Here is an 18,358-nt window from a genome sequence, read left to right as displayed (position 1 = left end):
CGCGGGGGGGCGCCGTTGGTTCTCACTTTTTTCCGGCGCTGGTCCCTGCGTCGGCACGCACCTCGTCGACCACCGCATGGACCGCGGCGATCACGACGTCGGGCCGGTCGATCTGGATATAATGGCCCGCATCGCCCACGATCTGCTGGCGGCCACGGGTCGAAAGCGCGGCCTGTTCGGCGTTGAGCGCCTTCCATTCCTGTTTGAAGCGCGCGCCGTCCGACGCCTTCAGCGACAATCCCTTCAGTTCTGCGGGCTTGAACGGCGCCATCGCGGTCAGCACGATCACCGGCCGGCTTCCGAAGCTTTTCACCGCGCGCGCATCGTCCATCGTGGCATCGAAGCCATCGAGTTCGGACGTCGCGCCGTGCACCGACGTGCTGGCATAGGCCGCCATCCGCGCCGCAGCGTCCTTCGGCAATTTGCCCTGCCCCGCGTTCGCCATCGCGAAGCGCACGATGCCCGTCCACGACAGCGCGGTCGCGGTGTGCATGATCCATCCCGCCTGTCCCGGATGCGCATCGACCTTCACCGCCTTTCCGAGCCGCGCGACCTGGTCGGGGTGCGACGCGTCGACCAGGACAAGCCCCGCAACCTGTTCGCCATATTTTCCGACATAGGTCCGTGTGTAGGGTCCGCCGATCGAATGGCCGACGAGTACCAGCGGACCGGTGATCCCGGCGCCCTTCAGCAGCACATGGAGATCGTCGGCGACGGCGGATGCCCGCTGCGGCGTGTCCTTAGCATCGCTCCACATGATGCCGGCGCGGTCATAGGCGCAGGCACGGGTAAAGCCCGCAATCTTGTCGTGCACCAGCGTCCAGTCGATCGTGCCGCCCGTTCCGAGCCCCGATTCGAAAACGACGGTCGGCGACCCGGTGCCGCGGCAATCGATGTGCATCTTGCGCCCGCCGACATCGACGAGCTTGCCGGGCGGCGGATAATGCGCTGCGGCGTTCTTGCGGCCCAGCGCCTCGTAAATCGCGCCCACCGCGACGAGCAGCACCAGCAGCGCGAGCAGGCCCAGCAAGATACGCTTCACCCAGCGCCGGAACCGCCGCCAGCCCGTCAATTTCGTCATGCCGCAGCTCCCTGGACGGCGGGTTGAAGGTCCTGTTTCCGGCTGCGGAGCAGGCGGTACAGCCCGACGGTCAGCAGCGGCACGACATAGACCGCGAGGAAGACCCACGAGAGAAAGCGGTAGCCGCTGGCGATCAGCGTCACGAGGCCGAAGCGGTCGGCGAGGAACATGCAGCCGACGAGCAGCGCGGCGGCGATGCCCGCACGCGCGCGCTTGCCGAGCGCCGCATGTCCGCGCGCGCGGCGTGCCGCATCGACGCGTTCGTTGATCGCGTGCACCGATCCCGCACCGCTTTCGAGCAAGGCGGCAAAGATCATGAACTGGAACAGGAGGTGGAACAGCGGCATGTCGAGCTGGCGCAGCATGAAATCCGACGGCAGCGTTTCGTGCATGATGCCGGGATAGAAGGCGATCATCGCGGCGAAGAAGAGGATCGCCGGTGCCATCGCGAGCGGCCCGGCGATGAGGCCCGAGACGATCGCGTCGCGCTGGCTGGTCAAGTGGCGGATCACCGGCAGGATCACCACCGCGCCGATGACATTATAACCCGTATAGGTCAGCCCGCCCATCACCCAGCCGTCCGACGGGGCCGGAATGGCAAAGCGCGCCGCGATCTCGTCGCCGAAGCTGCCGAGCGCGAGTATCATGAACAGCGCGTAGACGCCGTAGAGCAGGAAGGAGACATATTTGAACAAGCCCTCGACCGAGGCATTGCCGAAGGTCACGAACAGCGCGATCGAGGCGGCGAGGAAAGCAGTGCCGACAAGCGGCGGCCAGCCGAAGATCGCGGCGCCGATCTCGCCCGCCGCGGCGCCGAACACCGCGAGGATCAGCGTCACGAGAAGGACATAGCCGACCTCGAAGAGGATCCAGCCGCGGCCAAGCAGCTTTTCGAAGAAGCTGCGATAGTCGAACGCCTGCATCGCCCGCGCGAAGGCGAAGGTGGTCGCGCAGATGATGCTCCAGAGCAGCATCGCAAGCAGCATCGCCGCCAGCCCGCCCCACGGCCCGCTCGGCAGGAAAAATTCCGCGAGTTCGCGCCCGGTGGCATAACCGCCGCCGATCACGACGGCCTTGAAAGCGAAGCCCGGCAACAGGAAGCGCTGGAACCAGGAGGAACCAGCCGCGGTTGCCGGGGCGTTCGCCGCGCTCATGCGAGGCAGCTGTCCACCAGGCGGGCGAAGGCGTCGCCGCCGCGGATCGGGTCGGCGACGGGCAGTCCCAGCCTGCGGCTTTCCGCCGCCATCAGCGCGTGCGCCTCGTCTTCCCCGAGGTGCGAGGTGTTGAACGAAAGCCCCGCACAGCGGATCGCGGGATTGGTGCGCGAGCCAAGCCGCAGGTTGAGACCGATCGTGTCCTCGATGCTCGGCACCGCATAGCCCGGCGTCCCCAGCATCAGTTCGCGGCCGGGCTGGTGACATACGACGATCACGTCGGGCTGGCTGCCGTGCAGCAGCCCGAGCGACACCGCGGCATAGGCGGGGTGCATCAACGAACCCTGCCCCTCGATCACGTCCCAGTGCGCGGGATCGGCGTCGGGGCTGAGCGTCTCGGCGGCGCCCGCTTCGAAATCGGACACCACCGCGTCCATCGGGATGCCGCCGCCGGCGATCATGATGCCGGTCTGGCCACTGGCGCGGAAATCGACATCGACGTTGCGCTCGGCAAAAGCCCGCGCAATCGCGAGTGCGGTATATTTCTTGCCCAGCGCGCAATCGGTTCCGACCGTCAGCAGCCGCTTGCCCGGACGCTTGCGCCCCGTTCCCACCGGCAGGCCGCGCGGGGGATGGCGGATGTCGATCAGCTGGCGGCCGAGCCGCTCCGCCTGCGCAGCGAGCCCCGGGACGTCGGCGAGGCGAATGTGCATCCCGCTCACGATATCCAGTCCCGCCTCGAGCGCCTCGGACAGCGCGGGGACCCAGCTTGGGGGAATGACACCGCCGCTGTTGGCAACCCCGATAAGCAGGGCGCGCGCGCCGCTGGCAGCCGCCTCTGCGGGCGTCAGAGCGGGCAATCCCGTGCTGACCGTCGCCGCGGGCAAGCCATATTCGCCGACGCATTTTTCGGGCGCCCAGTCGCGCAGGCCATAGGCCGTCTTGGCAAAGCCCGGCTCGGTCGTGTCGCCGAGGAACAGCAGATAGGGCTGGGGCAATTGCAAGGCGCCACCGGCGATGTCGAGGGAGGTTTGAATGTTCACGTCTCTCACCAAAATCGGGAGAAGGCCTCGACACGGCGCCCTGATGGCGCACGGTTCGGCCTCTTTTCCCTGTTGACCTGCTTAGGACATTATTTTCAGATTTTGATAATTGCAACAGAAATGGAGAATTTTCTTTGACCGGTCACGCCAGCGGAGGCCGAGGGGAGCCCGTCCGCTGGCGCGCGGCGGTCAGAAACGCGTGCCAAAGCCGATCAGGTGGAAGCCGATGGCGACCCACAGCAGGATGATCGCCGACAGCAGCAATAGGATGCTCCAGAATTTGGCGAACCGGCCGCGCTTTCCCGTCCAAACGTGGCGGATGTTCCAGATCGCGCTGGCAAACAGGCCGAAGAAGACGACCGGGGTCAGGATCTGGAGCGCGATCAGCGTGCCGTCGAGTTCGCCGCTGAGCGACGAAAAGTCCCTGACCAGCTTGCTGACGAACAGGATCCACCCGACGACCACCGCGACGGCGAGCGCCGCGAAGCCGCGCGTAAACCTATAACTTTTGAGCGCGGCGGGGGAGAGACCGGTGTTCGCGCCGTAGCGGCGGCGGATCAGCGCGGCGGCGGGCCATGCGATCGCGGTCAGCAGCAGCGCGCCGAGACCGGCCAGGAAAGCCGGCCTGATCCACGCCGTCGACAGATACCAGGGCACCCGGTCGAACGCGATATAGGGCGATCCCGAATCGACGCTGAACCGGACGACGCGGCCCTTTTCGACCTTTGCGGCGAGGCGCATCTTGCCGTCCTGCTCGCGCCAGACGAACGGGGCGATTTCGACCCATTTGCGCGGCTTCCCGTCAAGCCCCGGCGCCACGCTCAGCACGATCCCGCCATCGCGGTCGAGTGAGACCGTCACCTGCCCGGCAAGTTCCATCGCCTTGAGGAAGCTCGATTCGAGCCGCCGCGTCTTGTTGTAGGTGCCGACCATCATGCGCGCATGTTCGCGCGCGGTCGCCGCATCGACGCGGCCGTCCCGCTGCGCGAAGGGGAAATAGCGATCGGCGAAGGCTTCGAACAAGTGGCTGCGGATCGGCCCCGACACATTCTGCATCCCCGCGGCGTTCATCGACATGTAGATGCCGACCTTCTCTTCGGGGAAAATCCAGAGCTGGCTGTGGAAGTTCAGGCTGTCGCCCGCGTGCGAGAGCGCCTTGCGGCCGTTGATATTCTGTTCATAAAAGCCGAGCGCCATGCCGTTGAGCGGCGGGATCAGCCGCAGGATCGTGTTGTGCATCTGCGCCGCAGTCGCGGGCTTCAGCAGCGCGCCGCCATCGGCGAGATGCGCGATCATGAAGCGTCCCATGTCGGCGCCCGACGCGGTCATCGCGCCCGACGGCGTGAAGCTGCTGAGTTCGAACTTCCCCGGCTCGCCCGACCCGAGCATATATCCGCTCGCCATCAGCGGACGCAGCGCCGCCGGAAGCGGCTGGCGGAAACTCGATCGCGTCATGCCCGCAGGCGCGAAGATGTTCCGCTCGACATAATCGTCGTACGAAAGCCCCGACACGCGCTCGACGATATAGCCCGCCAGCGAGGTGCCGAAGTTCGAATAGGCCGGGGTCGTTCCCGGCGCGAAGATGCGATGCGGCACCTGCCGCTTCAGCGCGGCGCCGAGCGACGGGATTTTCGCCGGATCATAACTGTTGAGCCCGCGCTGCACCTCCTCGAAGCCCGCAGTGTGCGTCATCAGGTTGCGCATCGTTACCGGCTTGCCGTCGAACGGGGCGATCCGGAAATCGAGATAGGCGTTGACGTCGCGGTCGAGGTCGATCTTGCCCTGCTCGACAAGCTGCATCACCGCGGTCCAGGTGATCAGTTTCGATACCGAAGCCTGCCGGAACAGCGTGGTTTCGGGGTCGACCGGCCGGCGCGCCGCGACGTCGGCATAGCCGAAGCCGCGCTGCGTCACCACCGCGCCGTCCTTGACCACGACGACCACCGCGCCCGCCGCATCGCCGCGCCGCAGCGCAAAGGGCATATAACCGTCGAGCCACGCATCGACGTCGCTTTTTACCAGCACGGGTGCGGACCCGGACGTCGCTGCGTCGCGCGCCTCCACAGCCGGAACGGCCGCCGGGCGCGCCATCGCATCGGTCGTCAGCGGACCCGCGAACAGGGCGAGCAAGGCCGCCCCCAGCCATCCGCACGAACTCAGGACCCGCATCAGCCTCCCCTTTCACCATGGCGACGATGATCGTCGCACAGGAAATTTCTCATTTTGAAATATTTTCAATTTGGAGCATAAACATCCTGTACGGAAATTTGTCAACGGCGCTCGCGACGGCGCCCGTCGACGACGGCGCGGAACGCTGTCCGCCGCCGGACCGGTACAATTTTCCATGGATGAAAATGGCATCGCTGCGGCCGCAGCGGCGCGCGGCAACTCCGCCGCTTAGTCCGAAAGGATCTTTTCGCCCTCGATCGGATGGAGCGCGGACTTGAGGTCGGCGTCGGTCGCCGAACAGACCGACAGGATGCGGCACGGCTTGTCGCCGACCGCGACATAGCCATGCCCCATCGACGCGTCGAAATAGACCGAATCGCCCGTCTGGAGGAGCGAGGGCGCGTAAATGTCGCTGTGGAACTCGCACTCGCCTTCGAGGACGAGCACATATTCCTCGCCCGAATGGCGCATCAGGTCGCCGAATTCCTCGATCGAGCGCACCTTGATGTCGATGATCATCGGATTGAGCAGCTTGTTGAGCAGGTCCGCCGAGGGATAGGTATAATTATAGGTCGCGGTCTGGATCGAAGGCCCCTCGCCCGCGGGCGTAATGCTGCGGCGCCCGTTGGCGGTGTGCGTCGCGGCGGGCAGCGCCGCTGCGGCCGCGAAAAGCCGGGTGATGTCGATACCGAGTCCCTGGCTGAGGCGTAGCAGCTTTTCATAGCTGAGCGACATCTTGCCCGTTTCAATCTTTGACAAAGTTGAAACGGGAATCCGCGTCCGCTCGCTGACTTCGGCGAGCGTCCAGCCCTTTTCGGTCCGCAATTCGCGCAGGAATGTGCCCGGATTGCCGTCGACGGCGGTCCGGCGATCGCTGGCGGGCGAGCTCGGTTGGCGCATGGCCGGCATCTCGGTCCTTTCAATCGATTTTCTCATCTTGCACATATTTGCGCATTTTTCTCGCCGATCAAGCAGCGATAGCCCGGGAACGGCCAGCCAGCCGGGCATAAAGCCCGTCGCTCCGGGGTCGCGCGGAGCACGCCCGCCGGTTTCGACCGGCGCGCCGCACCGAAAGACGGCGCGTCATCCGCCGCTCGTCAGTTCGCCGCAGCGAACTCGCGCAGCATATGTTTCGCGATCTGGAGCTGCAGGATCTGCGTCGTGCCTTCATAGATGCGATAGATGCGCGCATCGCGGAAAAAGCGTTCGGCATCATATTCGGCGAGATAGCCGGCACCGCCGTAGACCTGCACGCAGGCATCGACGACGCGCCCGCACATTTCGCTCGCGAACACCTTGAACGCCGCCGCCTTGCGCAGGACATTCTCGCCCGCATCGGCGCGGCGCGTGACATCCTCCATCATGCATTCGGCGGCATAGATATCGATCTCGCTCTGCGCGAGCATCTGCTGGATCAGCTGGAAATTCGCGATCGGCTCGCCGAACGCCTTGCGTTCGGTCGCGTAACGGATCGCGCTGTCGAGCGCGCGGCGCGCGTAGGCGGTCGCCGCCGCGCCGACCGACATGCGGCCATTGTCGAGGCTCATCATCGCATAGGCGAAGCCCTTGCCCAATTCGCCGCCGAGCAGTGCCTCGCCGCCGACGCGGACATCCTCCATGATGACGTCGGCGATATGGCTGCCCGACTGGCCCATCTTCTTGTCCGACTTGCCGATCGTCACGCCGGGCGCGTCGAGCGGGACGAGGAAGGCCGAGACATGGGCGTTCTTGGGAAGATTCTCCTTCGTCGTGCGCGCCATGATCAGGCCGAGCTTCGCGAAGGGCGAATTGGTGATGTAGCGCTTCGTCCCGTTGAGCACCCAGCCATTGTCGGTCTGCACCGCACTCGCCTGGAGTCCCGCCGAATCGGATCCCGAGCCCGGCTCGGTCAGGCCGAAGCAGGCGATCTCGCCCGCCGCGATGCGCGGCAGCCATTCGGCCTTCTGCGCGTCGGTCCCGCCATTTTTGAGCGCCGACGCGACCATGCCGATGTTGATCGAGATGATCGAGCGGAACGCCGGCATCGCATAGGACAGGGTGTGGATGGTGCGGACATATTGGCTGACGTTCATTCCCGCGCCGCCGAACTCCTCGGGGATCGTCAGCCCGAACAGCCCCATGTCGCGCATTTCGGCGAGGATGTCGGCGGGGATCTGGTCGGTCTCGATAATCCCCTGTTCGGCGGGAATCAGTCGCTCGCGCACATAACGCTCGAGCTGCTCGATGAACTGGTCGAAGATGTCGGCGTCCATGCCGGGATTGCTCATGGCGGTGATCCTCAAATCGGGTCGTAGGGAAAAACATGCGCCGACACCTCGTCGGCGCGCGCAAAGTCGGGACGGAACGCGGGGATCAGCTCGTCGGCGATCGCCTCGGCGGTCCAGCCTTCGAGCTTCGCCATCGACCGGATCGGGCGCGGTTTCGAGAAGAGCAATATCTCGTTCTTGCGCACGCTGAAAATCTGGTTGGTGACGTTCTTGGCGCGGTCGGAGGCGAGATAGGCGACGAGCGGCGCGATCTTGTCGGCCGACATCGACTGGAGGCGCTTGACGCGCTCCTGCTGCTCGGGCGTTTCGGCGGGAATCGACGAGGTCATGCGGCTCCACGCGAACGGCGCGATGCAGTTCGAGCGCACCCCGACGCGCGCCATGTCGAGCGCGATAGACTGCGACAGCGCGACGACGCCGAGCTTCGCCGCCGAATAATTCGCCTGCCCAAGGTTGCCGATCAGCCCGCTGGTCGAGGTGAAGTGGATGAAGCTGCCCGACTGCTGTTCGCGAAACCAGGGCGTCGCGGCCTTCGACACGTTGAAGACGCCGGTGAGGTTGACCTCGATGACGCTCTTCCAGTCCTCGTAGCTCATCTTGTGCCAGATCGTGTCGCGCAGGATGCCGGCGTTGTTCACCACCGCGTCGATGCGGCCGAACTTCGCGACCGCATCCTCGATGATGCCCGCGGCTTCTTTCGGATCTGCGACATTGCCGAAGTTCGCGATCGCCTTGCCGCCCGCCGCGACGATGTCGTTCGCGGTGGTCTCGGCGGGTGCCGCATCGCCGCCGTCGCCGGCCTGCGCGACGCCGGGGTCGTTGACGACGACCGCTGCGCCCTCGGCCGCGCAATAGAGCGCCAGTTCGCGCCCGATGCCGCGCCCCGCGCCGGTGATCGCGACGACCTTGCCTTCCAATATCCTCGCCATCGGCTCTCCTCTCCCGGAAAGCGCGTAAGGGCGAAGCCGCATCATTTCAACGGCGCTTGCGCTGATTCGCGCACGAAAATTGCGTTCGCTATAAAATGCGTGCATCCCCGGCGCCGGCAAAAAATGTGCGGCGCCGGGGTGCGGTCCTTCAGTCGCGGACCACTGGTCCGATCAGGGCTGTTCGCCCGGGAAGAGCAGGAGCCAGTCGGCTTCGGCCTGAATGCGCGCGAAAAAGCCCCAGCTGTCGACATTGATCGAACGCTTCAGCCAGGGCTTCGCCTTCTCGGGCTCGCCGCTGAGGATATAATAGTTGGCAAGGCTGTACGCGGTCGATGCCGCGACGCCGTCGGCGGTCGCGAAGGCGCGGCCGCTGTCCTTGTCGCTGAAGAAGCTGTCGGCGGCGCGGTGGCCCTTGAACAGTTGCAGCCCGTCGAAATAGGTGTCCGAACCGCCCTTCGGATGGACCTCGAACAAGGTCAGGTCATAGTCGTCGAGCAGCTTCTGCGCTTCGCGAAGCTTCCCGGCGCGCGCGAGCGACAGATATTCCCAATAGCCGTTCGCGGTGCGCGCCTCGACATCGTGGGTGAAGGCGGCCGATTCGGCCGACTTGGCGAACCATTTCGCCGCATTGTCGAAATCATGCTTGGCGAAATAGGCTTGGCCCAGGTGGTAATAGAGATAATATTGCACGACGTCGGGGTCGCCCGGGAAATAGTCCGGACCCGGCTTTTCGCGTTCGAGCGGCTGGTTCTCGTAGAGCTTCGCCGCCTTCAGCCCGAGTTCGATCGACTTGTCGAAGTCGCGCAGCGAAAAGGCGCGGTGCGCGCGGTGGCGCAGCAGCTTGCCCGAATTGGGAAAGCGCTTGAGCGCCTGGTCGTAGACTGCGGCCGATTCCTTCGAATAGCCTTGGTAGAAGAGGATGCGCCCGTACCAGGTCGCGCTGTCGACCGTCATATTGGCTTCATAGGCCGCCTTGGCATCGCGCGCCGCGCGGTCGAGCGTCTCGATCGCCGCGACATTGGCGTTGCGCGTCTGCGTCGTGACCATCGGCTTGCCGAGCAGGGAGGTGCCCTGCACGCTGCCTTCCTGCGCCGCTGCCGACAGCGGCATCGCCAGCATCAGCAGGCCGGCCGACGCCAGCCATTTCAGTTTCCCGGGGACCATTTCAAACCTCCTCCAACAGATATGTTCAGTCGATGTCGAGATCGAACTTCACGCCCTGCGCGAGCGGGAGCGAAGTCGAGTAATTCACCGTCGCGGTAACGCGGCGCATATAATTCTTCCAGCTGTCGGACCCCGACACACGGCCGCCGCCGGTCACCTTCTCGCCGCCGAACGCGCCGCCGATCTCGGCGCCGCTCGTCCCGATATTGACGTTGACGATGCCGCAGTCGCTGCCTGTCGCCGACTGGAAGCGCTCGGCTTCGCGCACGTCATTGGTAAAGATGCACGACGACAGCCCCTGCGGCACGCCGTTCTGGAGCGCGATCGCTTCGTCGAGGGTCGAATAGGACAGGACGTAAAGGATCGGCGCGAAAGTCTCTTCGCGGACGATTTCACTCTGGCCCGGCATTTCGACGATAGCGGGGCGAACATAATAGGCGTCGGGCGATCCGGCGATCTCGATCCGCTGACCGCCATGGACGGTGCCGCCTTCGGCGCGCGCCTGATCGAGCGCGCGCTGCATCGCATCGAACGCCGCCTTGTCGATCAGCGGGCCGACATGCGTGTCGTCGACGAGCGGGCTGCCGATGCGCAGGCTGCGGGCGGTGGCGATGAGGCGTTTCACGAAATCGGCGCGGATGCTGTCGTGGACGATCAGGCGGCGCAGCGTCGTGCAGCGCTGGCCGCAGGTGCCCGTCGCGGCAAAGACCGTCCCGCGCAGGGCGAGGCCGATGTCGGCGCTCGGCGCGACGATCGCGGCGTTGTTGCCGCCGAGTTCGAGCACCGCGCGCCCGAAGCGCCGCTGGACGCGGACGCCGACGTCCTGCCCCATGCGCACACTGCCCGTCGCGCTGACGATCGCGATTCCCGGATGGTCGGCGAGGGTACCGCCGCATTCGGCGGCGCCGATCGCGACCTGCACCAGATGTTCGGGCGCAAATTCATAGTCGGCAGCGGCTTTCTGGAGCAGCTTGCCGAAGGCGAGCGCGGTCAGCGGCGTCTTTTCCGACGGCTTCCAAATCGCGCTGTCGCCGCAGACGAGCGCGACCGTGGTGCCCCATGCCCAGACCGCGGCGGGGAAGTTGAACGCCGAGATCAGCCCGAGCGGGCCGAGCGGGTGCCAATATTCGGTCAGCCGGTGCTCGGCGCGCTCCGACGCGATCGTCAACCCGAAGAGCTGGCGCGACAGGCCGACGGCATATTCGCAGATGTCGATCACCTCCTGCACCTCGCCGCGCGCCTCGGTCAGGATCTTGCCATTCTCTATCGTCAGCAGGCGCGAAAGCACTTCCTTATGCTCGCGCACCAGCTGACCATAGCGCCGGACGAGTTCGCCGCGATGCGGCGCGGGAACCTGCTTCCACGCGAGGAAGGCCGTCTGCGCATTCGCGACCATCGCGTCCATGTCGGCGGTCCGGTGCGTTTTCAGCGTCGCCAGCGTCGACCCGTCGATCGGTGAAAAGACGTCAAGGTCGGGCCCCAGGTCGCCCGCGAGCGACAGGCCGAGTTCGTCGAAAATGCCGGTCACGGCGTCGGCGAGGGCGCCCGATGCCGGCTGCGAGGAGAGAGACGTGTCGATGGCGTTCATTTTTGTGTCCGTAAAAAGCGTTGCGAGAATAGGGGGTCAACCTGCGGCTCAGCGCCGGTCGTGAATGATGATGCGGCCGTCCTTGATCACGGTGGCGACCTTTTCCATCACCGTAATGTCGCGCGCGGGGTCACCCGCGACGGCGACGATGTCGGCGAGTTTGCCGACCTCGATCGTCCCGAGGCTCTCCGACTGATCGAGAAGCGTCGCGGCATCGACGGTCGCCGAGCGCAGCGCCGCCATCGGCGTCATCGGCCCATGCTCGACCATCAGCCGGAACTGGCGCGCATTCTGCCCATGCGGCGATACGCCCGCGTCGGTGCCGAAGGCGATGTTGACCTTGTGCCGGACCGCGAGGCGGATATTTTGCCCCGCGACGCGTCGCGCTTCGGCCATTTTGGCCTGCACCGCGGGGCTGGCGTCGGCTTCCTTGCGCGCGTCGAGCAGCCCGAGCGTCGGCACCAGCCAGGTGCCGCGCTTCGCCATCGCCTGCGCGGTTTCGGCGTCGAGCCAGGTGCCATGCTCGATCGAATCGACCCCCGCGCGCACCGATGCGGCGACACCCGCGCCGCCATGCGCATGCGCCGCGACCTTGAGTCCGAGGCCGTGCGCGGTGGTGACGATCGAGACGAGTTCCTCGTCGCTCAGATGCTGGCCCAGCCCGCGCGCCTGCTGCGACATGATGCCGCCGGTCGAGGTGATCTTGATCAGGTCGGCGCCATATTTCGCCGCCTCGCGAACGCGCAGCGCGCATTCGACCGCCCCGGTGCACGCGCCGGTATAGTCATAGGGGAACAAGGCCTCGGTCGTCTTGCGGTTGAGCCCCGACATGTCGCCATGCCCGCCGACGATCGACAGCGACGTGCCCGACAGGAAGATGCGCGGGCCGACGACGGTGCCGTCGTTCACCGCATCGCGCAGCGCGTGGATCGAATAGCCGTCCGACCCGACATCGCGCACCGTCGTGAACCCCGCTTCGAGGGTCTTTTTCGCATTGGAAAAGGCGAAGAGCGCGACATCCTCGGGCGTGTCGATCGCCGCCGACCAGAGTTTGGTTTCGGGGGCGAAGCTGAAATGAACATGCGTGTCGATCAGCCCGGGCAGCACGGTGCGATCCTTGAGGTCGATCGTCGGCACCGCGGGGAAATCGACATAACCCGCACGGATTTCGGCAATCCGCCGGTCACGGACGACGATCGTGGTCGGGCCGAGTGTGCGTTCGCCGGGAATCGCGATCACCGCGCCGGCGTGGATCACCAGCTCTTCATGCGGGGCAGGGGCCGCGGCCGCCGTGCCCGCAAGCAACGCACCGATGATCGACGCCGGGAGCACGCCACCCCGCAGCCGCGAGCGCACAGGCGCCGCGCGCCGCGTCCTGTCCGTCACCTGAAAGCCCATCACCTTAAAAAAACTCCCGCCGGCCGGGCGCCGAAGATCGGCTCCGGGGCCTTTCCCATCGCATAGGAATATTTTGCTGGTTGGGCAATAAATTTTATGATAGGAAAATTATCAACAATGAGATGGACTCCGGAAATTTGGACATTTCCGGGTGGGGAAATGGGTTACCAAGGAGGGAAAAATGTCGAAGTTCGTTTCACGCCTGCTGCTGTCGTCGGCGGTCGCTTTCGCAATCGCGCCTGCCGCGCAGGCCCAGACGGCGCCGCCCGAAGCCGACGGTGCCACGACCGATGACGGCGGCAACGATATCGTCGTGATCGGGACGCGTCGCAAGGATCGCTCGATCACCGACAGCTCGGTCGCGATCGACGTCATTTCGCCCGAAAGCATCACCGCGACGGGTTATGCCGACGTGAACGACGCGCTGCGCACGCTGGTGCCGGCGTTCAACGCCCAGCGCCTGCAGGGCAATGACGGCTCCTCCTTCGTGCGCCCGATCACGCTGCGCGGTTCGCCCGCCGACCATGTCCTGCTGCTGATGAACGGCAAGCGCCGCCACCGCGCGTCGATCGTGCAGATCGGCACCGGCCATGCCTCGACCTCGGGCTCGCAGGGGCAGGATTTCAACGTCATCCCGCCGATCGCGCTGTCGAGCGTCGAAGTGCTGCGCGACGGCGCGTCGGCGCAATATGGTTCGGACGCGATCGCCGGCGTGATCAACATGGAGCTGAAAAAGGCGAAGAGCGGCGGCTCGATCATGGCGCAGGTCGGCGAATATTTCGAAAGCGGCGGCCGCAATTACGACATCCAGGGCCATATTGCCGTCCCCGTCGGCGACAACGCCTATTTCAACCTCGCCGCCCAATATACCGATCAGGCCAAAGCCTATGCGAAAAAGGCGCGCCACGCCGGCGCCGAAGCGCTGAAAGCCGCGGGCGTCCCCGGCGTACCCAAACATCCCGAAGGCAATCTCGATCCGCGCTACATGGCATTCAAGGCGGTGTGGAACGCGGGCGTCGAACTGGGCGACGAACTCGAAGCCTATACGTTCGGCAACTATATGACGGGCAAAAGCGCGGTGACCTTCGGCCTGCGCCAGCCCTTTACCGCGGGCGGCGTGAACGGCCATGGCACCTATGCCAATTCGCGCTTCGACCTCAGCCCCGCGCATCCGCAAGAATTCAATCTTGCCGCAATCTATCCGGGCGGGTTCACGCCCGAATTCTCCGGCAATCTCGAGGATTTCAGCGCCCTCGTCGGCCTGCGCGATCAGGTCGGCCCGTGGAACTGGGACCTGTCGGCGCGCTATGGCACCAACACCGTCGACTATACGATCACCGGGACGATCAACGCGTCGATGGGGGTCAATTCGCCGACCTCGTTCAAGCCGGGGTCGCTGACCCAGCGCGAAATCCAGTTCGACGCCGAAACATCCTATGAACTGACCGACAACATCCTCGCGTTCGCTGGCGCCAGCTATCGCAAGGAAACCTATGTCATCGGCCGCGGCGACGTCGCCAGCTATACGACGGGTCCGTTGCAGGACCTGCCCGCGGGTTCGAACGGCTTCCAGGGCTTCTCGCCCGAATTCGCCGGCAGCTTCGATTCGGCGAGCTACGCGGTTTTCGCCGAAGTCGATGCCGATATCACGCCCTGGTGGAACCTGTCGGTCGCTGGCCGCTACGAAGATTATGACCAGTTCGGCACGAACTTCAGCTACAAGGCGGCGACCCGTTTCGAGCTGAGCGACGCCTTTGCGCTGCGCGGCTCGGTCAGCACCGGCTTTCGCGCTCCGGCCGCCGGGCAGGTGTTCGGAACCAGCCTGACCTCGCAGCTCGACGGGCTGGGCGGCTTCATTCTCGACGCCGTGCTGGTCCCGGGTTCGCCCGCAGCGCAGGTCTTCGGGTCGAAGTCGCTGAAGCCTGAGACCTCGTTCAACATGTCCGCGGGCGTGGTCTTCACCGGCCTCGACGGCTTCCTCACCACGCTCGACTTTTACCAGATCAAGGTCGACGATCGCCTGCTGCTGACGCCATCGCGCAAGACCACCGCGGCGGAACGCGCCGCGCTGGCGGCGCTCGGCTTCCCGAACGGCGCCGACATCGAGGATGTGCGCTATTTCCAGAATGAAATGAACACCCGCGTGCGCGGTTTCGACCTGGTGAGCACCTATCGCCAGACCTGGTCGGACAATGCCTCGACCGACTTCAGCCTCGCCGTGAACTATAACGAGCAGCAGCTGCGCGGCGCACCGCCGGTCGGCTTTACCTCGGCGATCGTCACCGAATTCGAACGCGGCACCCCGCGCTGGCGCGGCAACTTCTCGGCAACGACCAAGGTCGGCGATTTCGCCTTCATGGGCCGCGCGATCCATTATGGCGCGTGGCGCCGCCTCGACGGCGCGACCTTCCTGCCGCGCAAGGCCGTGACCCTGTTCGACGCCGAAGTGACCTATTCGGGGATCGAAGGCGTCGACCTCAGCATCGGCGCACGCAATATCTTCAACATCTTTCCGCCGGGCCGCGGCCCGGCGCGCGCACGGTCGGGCCTGATTTACGACAATCACAGCGTATTCGGGGTCGCCGGCGGCTTCTATTATTTGAATGCTAAGTATAAATTCTGATCTCGTCTGTTCGGGATCGGCCAATATTTCCGGTGGGCATATGCGATAGCGGCATAGCGGATATGCCAACATCGTAGCCTATCGGAAATTTGTGCTTTATAGATTGCGGTGGCTGATTGGCCGGACTCCTTCCCCCAGCCGTCCTCCAATGGCCGATACCGTATGATCTCGAGCAAGTTGAGGATTGGAGACTTATGCCGCCCAGAAATGGAGACGAGCCGGAAGTTCTGGACGCCATACGTACCAGGAAACGGCCCCGTTCCGAAGGGTTTCACCTGGGCGAGCGATTGCGCCAGTTGCGCAAGGAACGCGGCATGACGCTGGAGGACGCCGGGCGCCTCACCAGCCTCGCCGCCTCGACCCTGTCGAAGATCGAAAATGACCAGATGTCGCCGACGTTCGACGTCGTGCAAAAGCTCGCCGCAGGTTTCGACATCGACATCACCGAACTCTTCGCGAGCAATTCGGGGCAGGACGCCGCGGGGCGGCGCAGCGTCACGATGGACGGCGCGGGCCGCCTGATGGAAACCGCGGTCTATCGCCACCGGCTGATCGCCGCCGAGCTCAAGAACAAGCGGATCCTGCCGTTCGTCACGACGATCAAGGCGCGCAGCCTCGAGGATTTCAAGAGCTGGTCGCAGCATAGCGGCGAGGAATTCCTCTACGTGCTCGAAGGCGAAATCTGTTTCCAGACCGAGCATTACGAACCCGCGATCCTCGGCGTCGGCGACAGCATCTACATCAACAGCAGCATGCAGCACGCCGCCTATTCGACGAGCGAGGAAGACGCCGTCGTGCTGTGGGTCAACACCGGCTGAGCGTCCGCCCACCCGCCCGATCATCGGGCTTGCAATAATTTTCCGATACGCTAATTTCTTTCCAATAGAGAATTGGAGAGGGCGAAGCGATGGACAGACGGAATTTCATCCTGTCGGGGGCGGCCTTGTCGGCCACGATGGCACTGGCACCCGCCGCGGCAGCACTGGCGAAGACGCGCCCGCTCACCTTCGACGCGATGGGCGAGGTGCGCTTCGAATATGATGCTGCGCTGATCGGCCAGATGCGCGCGAGCGGGCTCGACGCGATCACCGTCACGCTCTGCGATCCCAAGGTCTATGAAGGCCAGGCTTATGAGGAAGCGATACAGGCCGTCCTCGACCACGACGCGCATATCGCGAAGCACCCCGACCTGTTCCTGAAGGCGACCAAGGCCAGCGACATCGACGTCGCGCGCAAGAACGGCCAGCTCGCGCTCTTCTACCTGTTCCAGAACAGCACCCAGTTCGGACGCGACCTCGACAATGTCGACCTGTTCCGCAAGCTCGGCGTGACGTCGGCGCAGATCACCTACAACGACCAGAATTGGGCGGGCGCGGGGTGCAAGGAACTCGGCGCGAACGGGCTGACGCACTTCGGTCGCGATCTCGTCGGCCGCATGAACGAACAGCGGATGCTGATCGACCTGTCGCATTCCAACATGCAGACGATGGCCGACACGATCGCCGCATCGAAAGTCCCCGTCATCGTCTCGCATACCGCGTGCATGGCGGTGCACAGCAATGTCCGCAACACGACCGATGCGAACCTGCGCCTGCTTGCCGACAAGGGCGGCGTCGCCGGCATCTGCCAGATGCGGCCGTTCCTGACGACGAAGCGCGACGACGCGCTGCCCGAATATTTCCGCCATATCGACCATGCGGTGAAGGTGATGGGCGCCGACCATGTCGCGATCGGCAGCGACCGCGACCACCGCGTCGTCGAAATGACCGATGCCTATATCGCCGAACTGAAGGCCGAAGAGGGCGCGAACTTCAATGCGGACGACTGGCCGCTGTTCATCAACGAACTCAATGGCCCGCGCCGCATGGAAGTGGTGTGGGATGGCGTGCGCAAGCTCGGCTATCCCTCGGCCACCGTCGAAAAGATCATGGGGACCAACGTCCGCCGCATCTATCAGGAGGTCATCGGATGAGCCTCCGCATCTCCACCTTCACCCTTGCACTGCTGCTGGCAGCAGCCCCCGCGTCGGCGAACGTCCCTGGCGCCGACGCGGGGAATTGCGCGACCAGCCTGATCGGCACGCCGCTGACGATCCCGAAATATTCGGCCGCGACGCAAAAGATGCTCGACGAGGATATCGCGATCGCCGCGGCAGCGCTGCGCATCGCGCCGGACCGCGAGGACAGCCATATCTGGTACGGCCGCCGCCTCGATTATGCGGGCCGCATCTGCGACGCGGTCGATGCCTTCAGCGCCGGGATCAAGCAATTCCCGGAGAGCTATAAACTCTACCGCTTCCGCGCCCGCGACCTGACGCGCGCGCGCCGGTTCGAGGAAGCGCTCGCCGATTATGCAAAGGCGCTCGAACTGATGGGCGACACCCCCGACAGTTTCGAACCCGACGGCATGCCCAATCCGATCGGCCTGACGATCAGCACCTATCGCGGCAACATCGTCTATTATCATGCGCAGACGAGCTTCGCGACGGGCGATTATCCGACGATGGTGTCGGGAATGGCGAAATCGCTCGAGCTCGCCGCCGATTTCGCGCGCGACGACATGCGCGTGCCGACCGCTTACTGGACCTATCTCGCGTACCGGAAAATGGGGCAGCACGACAAGGCGCGCGCGGCGATCGACGCGATCGAGCCGGGGCTGAAGCTGATCGAGAATTTCACTTATTATCAGGCGGTGCAGATCATGCAGGGCCGCCTCGCCCCGGCGGCGTTCAAGGACAGCCGCGACAGCACGATCAAGTTCGCGATCGCGATGGAGCGCCGCTTCGCCGGCGACGAAAAGGGCGCAAAGGCACTGCTCACCGAAATCGTCCGCGAAAATCCGCAAGGGCATTGGCCGTCGGAGGCCGAGCTCGCCGCACCCGATCGCAGGGGCTATTAAAGCCTATTGGGCCGCGGACGGGTTCGTCCGTCGGCCCCGCGCAG

14 protein-coding genes are annotated in these 18,358 nt (G+C 64.9%); 4 read left to right on the top strand and 10 right to left on the bottom strand.

All coding sequences use genetic code 11. From position 1 onward, the window contains the following. Positions 1–22: 22 nt before the first annotated feature. From VGN62_RS18980 to VGN62_RS18935, 10 genes are all read right to left on the bottom strand, one after another. Complete coding sequence (locus tag VGN62_RS18980; RefSeq protein ID WP_327456802.1) at positions 23–1,081, bottom strand: alpha/beta hydrolase; 1,059 nt, start codon at positions 1,079–1,081, stop codon at positions 23–25. Beyond that, positions 1,078–2,235 (bottom strand): hypothetical protein, encoded by a 1,158-nt coding sequence (locus VGN62_RS18975; RefSeq protein WP_327456800.1) that lies wholly within the window; start codon positions 2,233–2,235, stop codon positions 1,078–1,080. Before VGN62_RS18975 ends, VGN62_RS18980 begins: the two co-directional genes overlap by 4 nt. Further along, complete coding sequence (locus VGN62_RS18970; RefSeq protein ID WP_327456798.1) at positions 2,232–3,278, bottom strand: DUF1611 domain-containing protein; 1,047 nt, start codon at positions 3,276–3,278, stop codon at positions 2,232–2,234. The genes VGN62_RS18975 and VGN62_RS18970 overlap by 4 nt, the downstream gene beginning before the upstream one ends. Positions 3,279–3,467: 189 nt before the next feature. Then, the gene (locus VGN62_RS18965) at positions 3,468–5,447 is read right to left on the bottom strand and encodes a serine hydrolase domain-containing protein (protein ID WP_327456796.1); all 1,980 of its coding nucleotides are present in this window, start codon (positions 5,445–5,447) and stop codon (positions 3,468–3,470) included. 228 nt (positions 5,448–5,675) lie between these two features. Continuing rightward, complete coding sequence (locus VGN62_RS18960; protein WP_327456794.1) at positions 5,676–6,347, bottom strand: XRE family transcriptional regulator; 672 nt, start codon at positions 6,345–6,347, stop codon at positions 5,676–5,678. A gap of 197 nt (positions 6,348–6,544) precedes the next feature. Beyond that, entirely contained in the window at positions 6,545–7,714 is a 1,170-nt protein-coding gene (locus VGN62_RS18955) for an acyl-CoA dehydrogenase family protein (RefSeq protein ID WP_327456792.1), read from the bottom strand. 11 nt (positions 7,715–7,725) lie between these two features. Continuing rightward, the gene (locus VGN62_RS18950) at positions 7,726–8,643 is read right to left on the bottom strand and encodes an SDR family NAD(P)-dependent oxidoreductase (protein ID WP_327456790.1); all 918 of its coding nucleotides are present in this window, start codon (positions 8,641–8,643) and stop codon (positions 7,726–7,728) included. Between the two features lie 171 nt (positions 8,644–8,814). After that, positions 8,815–9,807, bottom strand: coding sequence for a hypothetical protein (locus tag VGN62_RS18945; protein ID WP_327456788.1), 993 nt, complete (start codon positions 9,805–9,807; stop codon positions 8,815–8,817). A gap of 25 nt (positions 9,808–9,832) precedes the next feature. Next, positions 9,833–11,395 carry an aldehyde dehydrogenase family protein gene (locus VGN62_RS18940; RefSeq protein WP_327456786.1) on the bottom strand — a complete coding sequence of 521 codons (1,563 nt, stop codon included), beginning with the start codon at positions 11,393–11,395 and terminating at the stop codon, positions 9,833–9,835. A gap of 48 nt (positions 11,396–11,443) precedes the next feature. Then, the gene (locus VGN62_RS18935) at positions 11,444–12,781 is read right to left on the bottom strand and encodes an amidohydrolase family protein (protein WP_327456784.1); all 1,338 of its coding nucleotides are present in this window, start codon (positions 12,779–12,781) and stop codon (positions 11,444–11,446) included. Between the two features lie 193 nt (positions 12,782–12,974). Here VGN62_RS18935 and VGN62_RS18930 point away from each other — a divergent pair, with 193 nt between their 5' ends. The 4 genes from VGN62_RS18930 (at position 12,975) to VGN62_RS18915 (ending at position 18,314) form a co-directional block, all read left to right on the top strand. Continuing rightward, a complete protein-coding gene (locus VGN62_RS18930) occupies positions 12,975–15,416 on the top strand; it encodes a TonB-dependent receptor (protein WP_327456782.1) in 2,442 nt (813 codons plus the stop codon). A gap of 194 nt (positions 15,417–15,610) precedes the next feature. Next, positions 15,611–16,234, top strand: coding sequence for an XRE family transcriptional regulator (locus tag VGN62_RS18925; RefSeq protein WP_327456780.1), 624 nt, complete (start codon positions 15,611–15,613; stop codon positions 16,232–16,234). 89 nt (positions 16,235–16,323) lie between these two features. Then, positions 16,324–17,388 carry a dipeptidase gene (locus tag VGN62_RS18920; protein WP_327456778.1) on the top strand — a complete coding sequence of 355 codons (1,065 nt, stop codon included), beginning with the start codon at positions 16,324–16,326 and terminating at the stop codon, positions 17,386–17,388. Continuing rightward, positions 17,385–18,314, top strand: a complete 930-nt coding sequence (locus tag VGN62_RS18915; protein WP_327456776.1) for a hypothetical protein — start codon at positions 17,385–17,387, stop codon at positions 18,312–18,314. Before VGN62_RS18920 ends, VGN62_RS18915 begins: the two co-directional genes overlap by 4 nt. The last annotated feature ends 44 nt before the right edge of the window (positions 18,315–18,358 follow it).

This window comes from Sphingopyxis sp. (genome assembly GCF_035998905.1).
GTDB lineage: Bacteria > Pseudomonadota > Alphaproteobacteria > Sphingomonadales > Sphingomonadaceae > Sphingopyxis.
The sequence above is the reverse complement of the archived record's forward strand: the minus strand, read 5'-3'. Positions and strand labels throughout refer to the sequence as shown.

What these genes read in the sequence shown, in the direction of transcription:
- VGN62_RS18960 (WP_327456794.1), bottom strand. Translation starts at nt 6,347, where the DNA reads ATGCGCCAACCGAGCTCGCCCGCCAGCGATCGCCGGACCGCCGTCGAC.
- VGN62_RS18940 (WP_327456786.1), bottom strand. Translation starts at nt 11,395, where the DNA reads ATGAACGCCATCGACACGTCTCTCTCCTCGCAGCCGGCATCGGGCGCC.
- VGN62_RS18955 (WP_327456792.1), bottom strand. Translation starts at nt 7,714, where the DNA reads ATGAGCAATCCCGGCATGGACGCCGACATCTTCGACCAGTTCATCGAG.
- VGN62_RS18945 (WP_327456788.1), bottom strand. Translation starts at nt 9,807, where the DNA reads ATGGTCCCCGGGAAACTGAAATGGCTGGCGTCGGCCGGCCTGCTGATG.
- VGN62_RS18920 (WP_327456778.1), top strand. Translation starts at nt 16,324, where the DNA reads ATGGACAGACGGAATTTCATCCTGTCGGGGGCGGCCTTGTCGGCCACG.
- VGN62_RS18930 (WP_327456782.1), top strand. Translation starts at nt 12,975, where the DNA reads ATGTCGAAGTTCGTTTCACGCCTGCTGCTGTCGTCGGCGGTCGCTTTC.
- VGN62_RS18925 (WP_327456780.1), top strand. Translation starts at nt 15,611, where the DNA reads ATGCCGCCCAGAAATGGAGACGAGCCGGAAGTTCTGGACGCCATACGT.
- VGN62_RS18980 (WP_327456802.1), bottom strand. Translation starts at nt 1,081, where the DNA reads ATGACGAAATTGACGGGCTGGCGGCGGTTCCGGCGCTGGGTGAAGCGT.
- VGN62_RS18950 (WP_327456790.1), bottom strand. Translation starts at nt 8,643, where the DNA reads ATGGCGAGGATATTGGAAGGCAAGGTCGTCGCGATCACCGGCGCGGGG.
- VGN62_RS18975 (WP_327456800.1), bottom strand. Translation starts at nt 2,235, where the DNA reads ATGAGCGCGGCGAACGCCCCGGCAACCGCGGCTGGTTCCTCCTGGTTC.
- VGN62_RS18965 (WP_327456796.1), bottom strand. Translation starts at nt 5,447, where the DNA reads ATGCGGGTCCTGAGTTCGTGCGGATGGCTGGGGGCGGCCTTGCTCGCC.
- VGN62_RS18915 (WP_327456776.1), top strand. Translation starts at nt 17,385, where the DNA reads ATGAGCCTCCGCATCTCCACCTTCACCCTTGCACTGCTGCTGGCAGCA.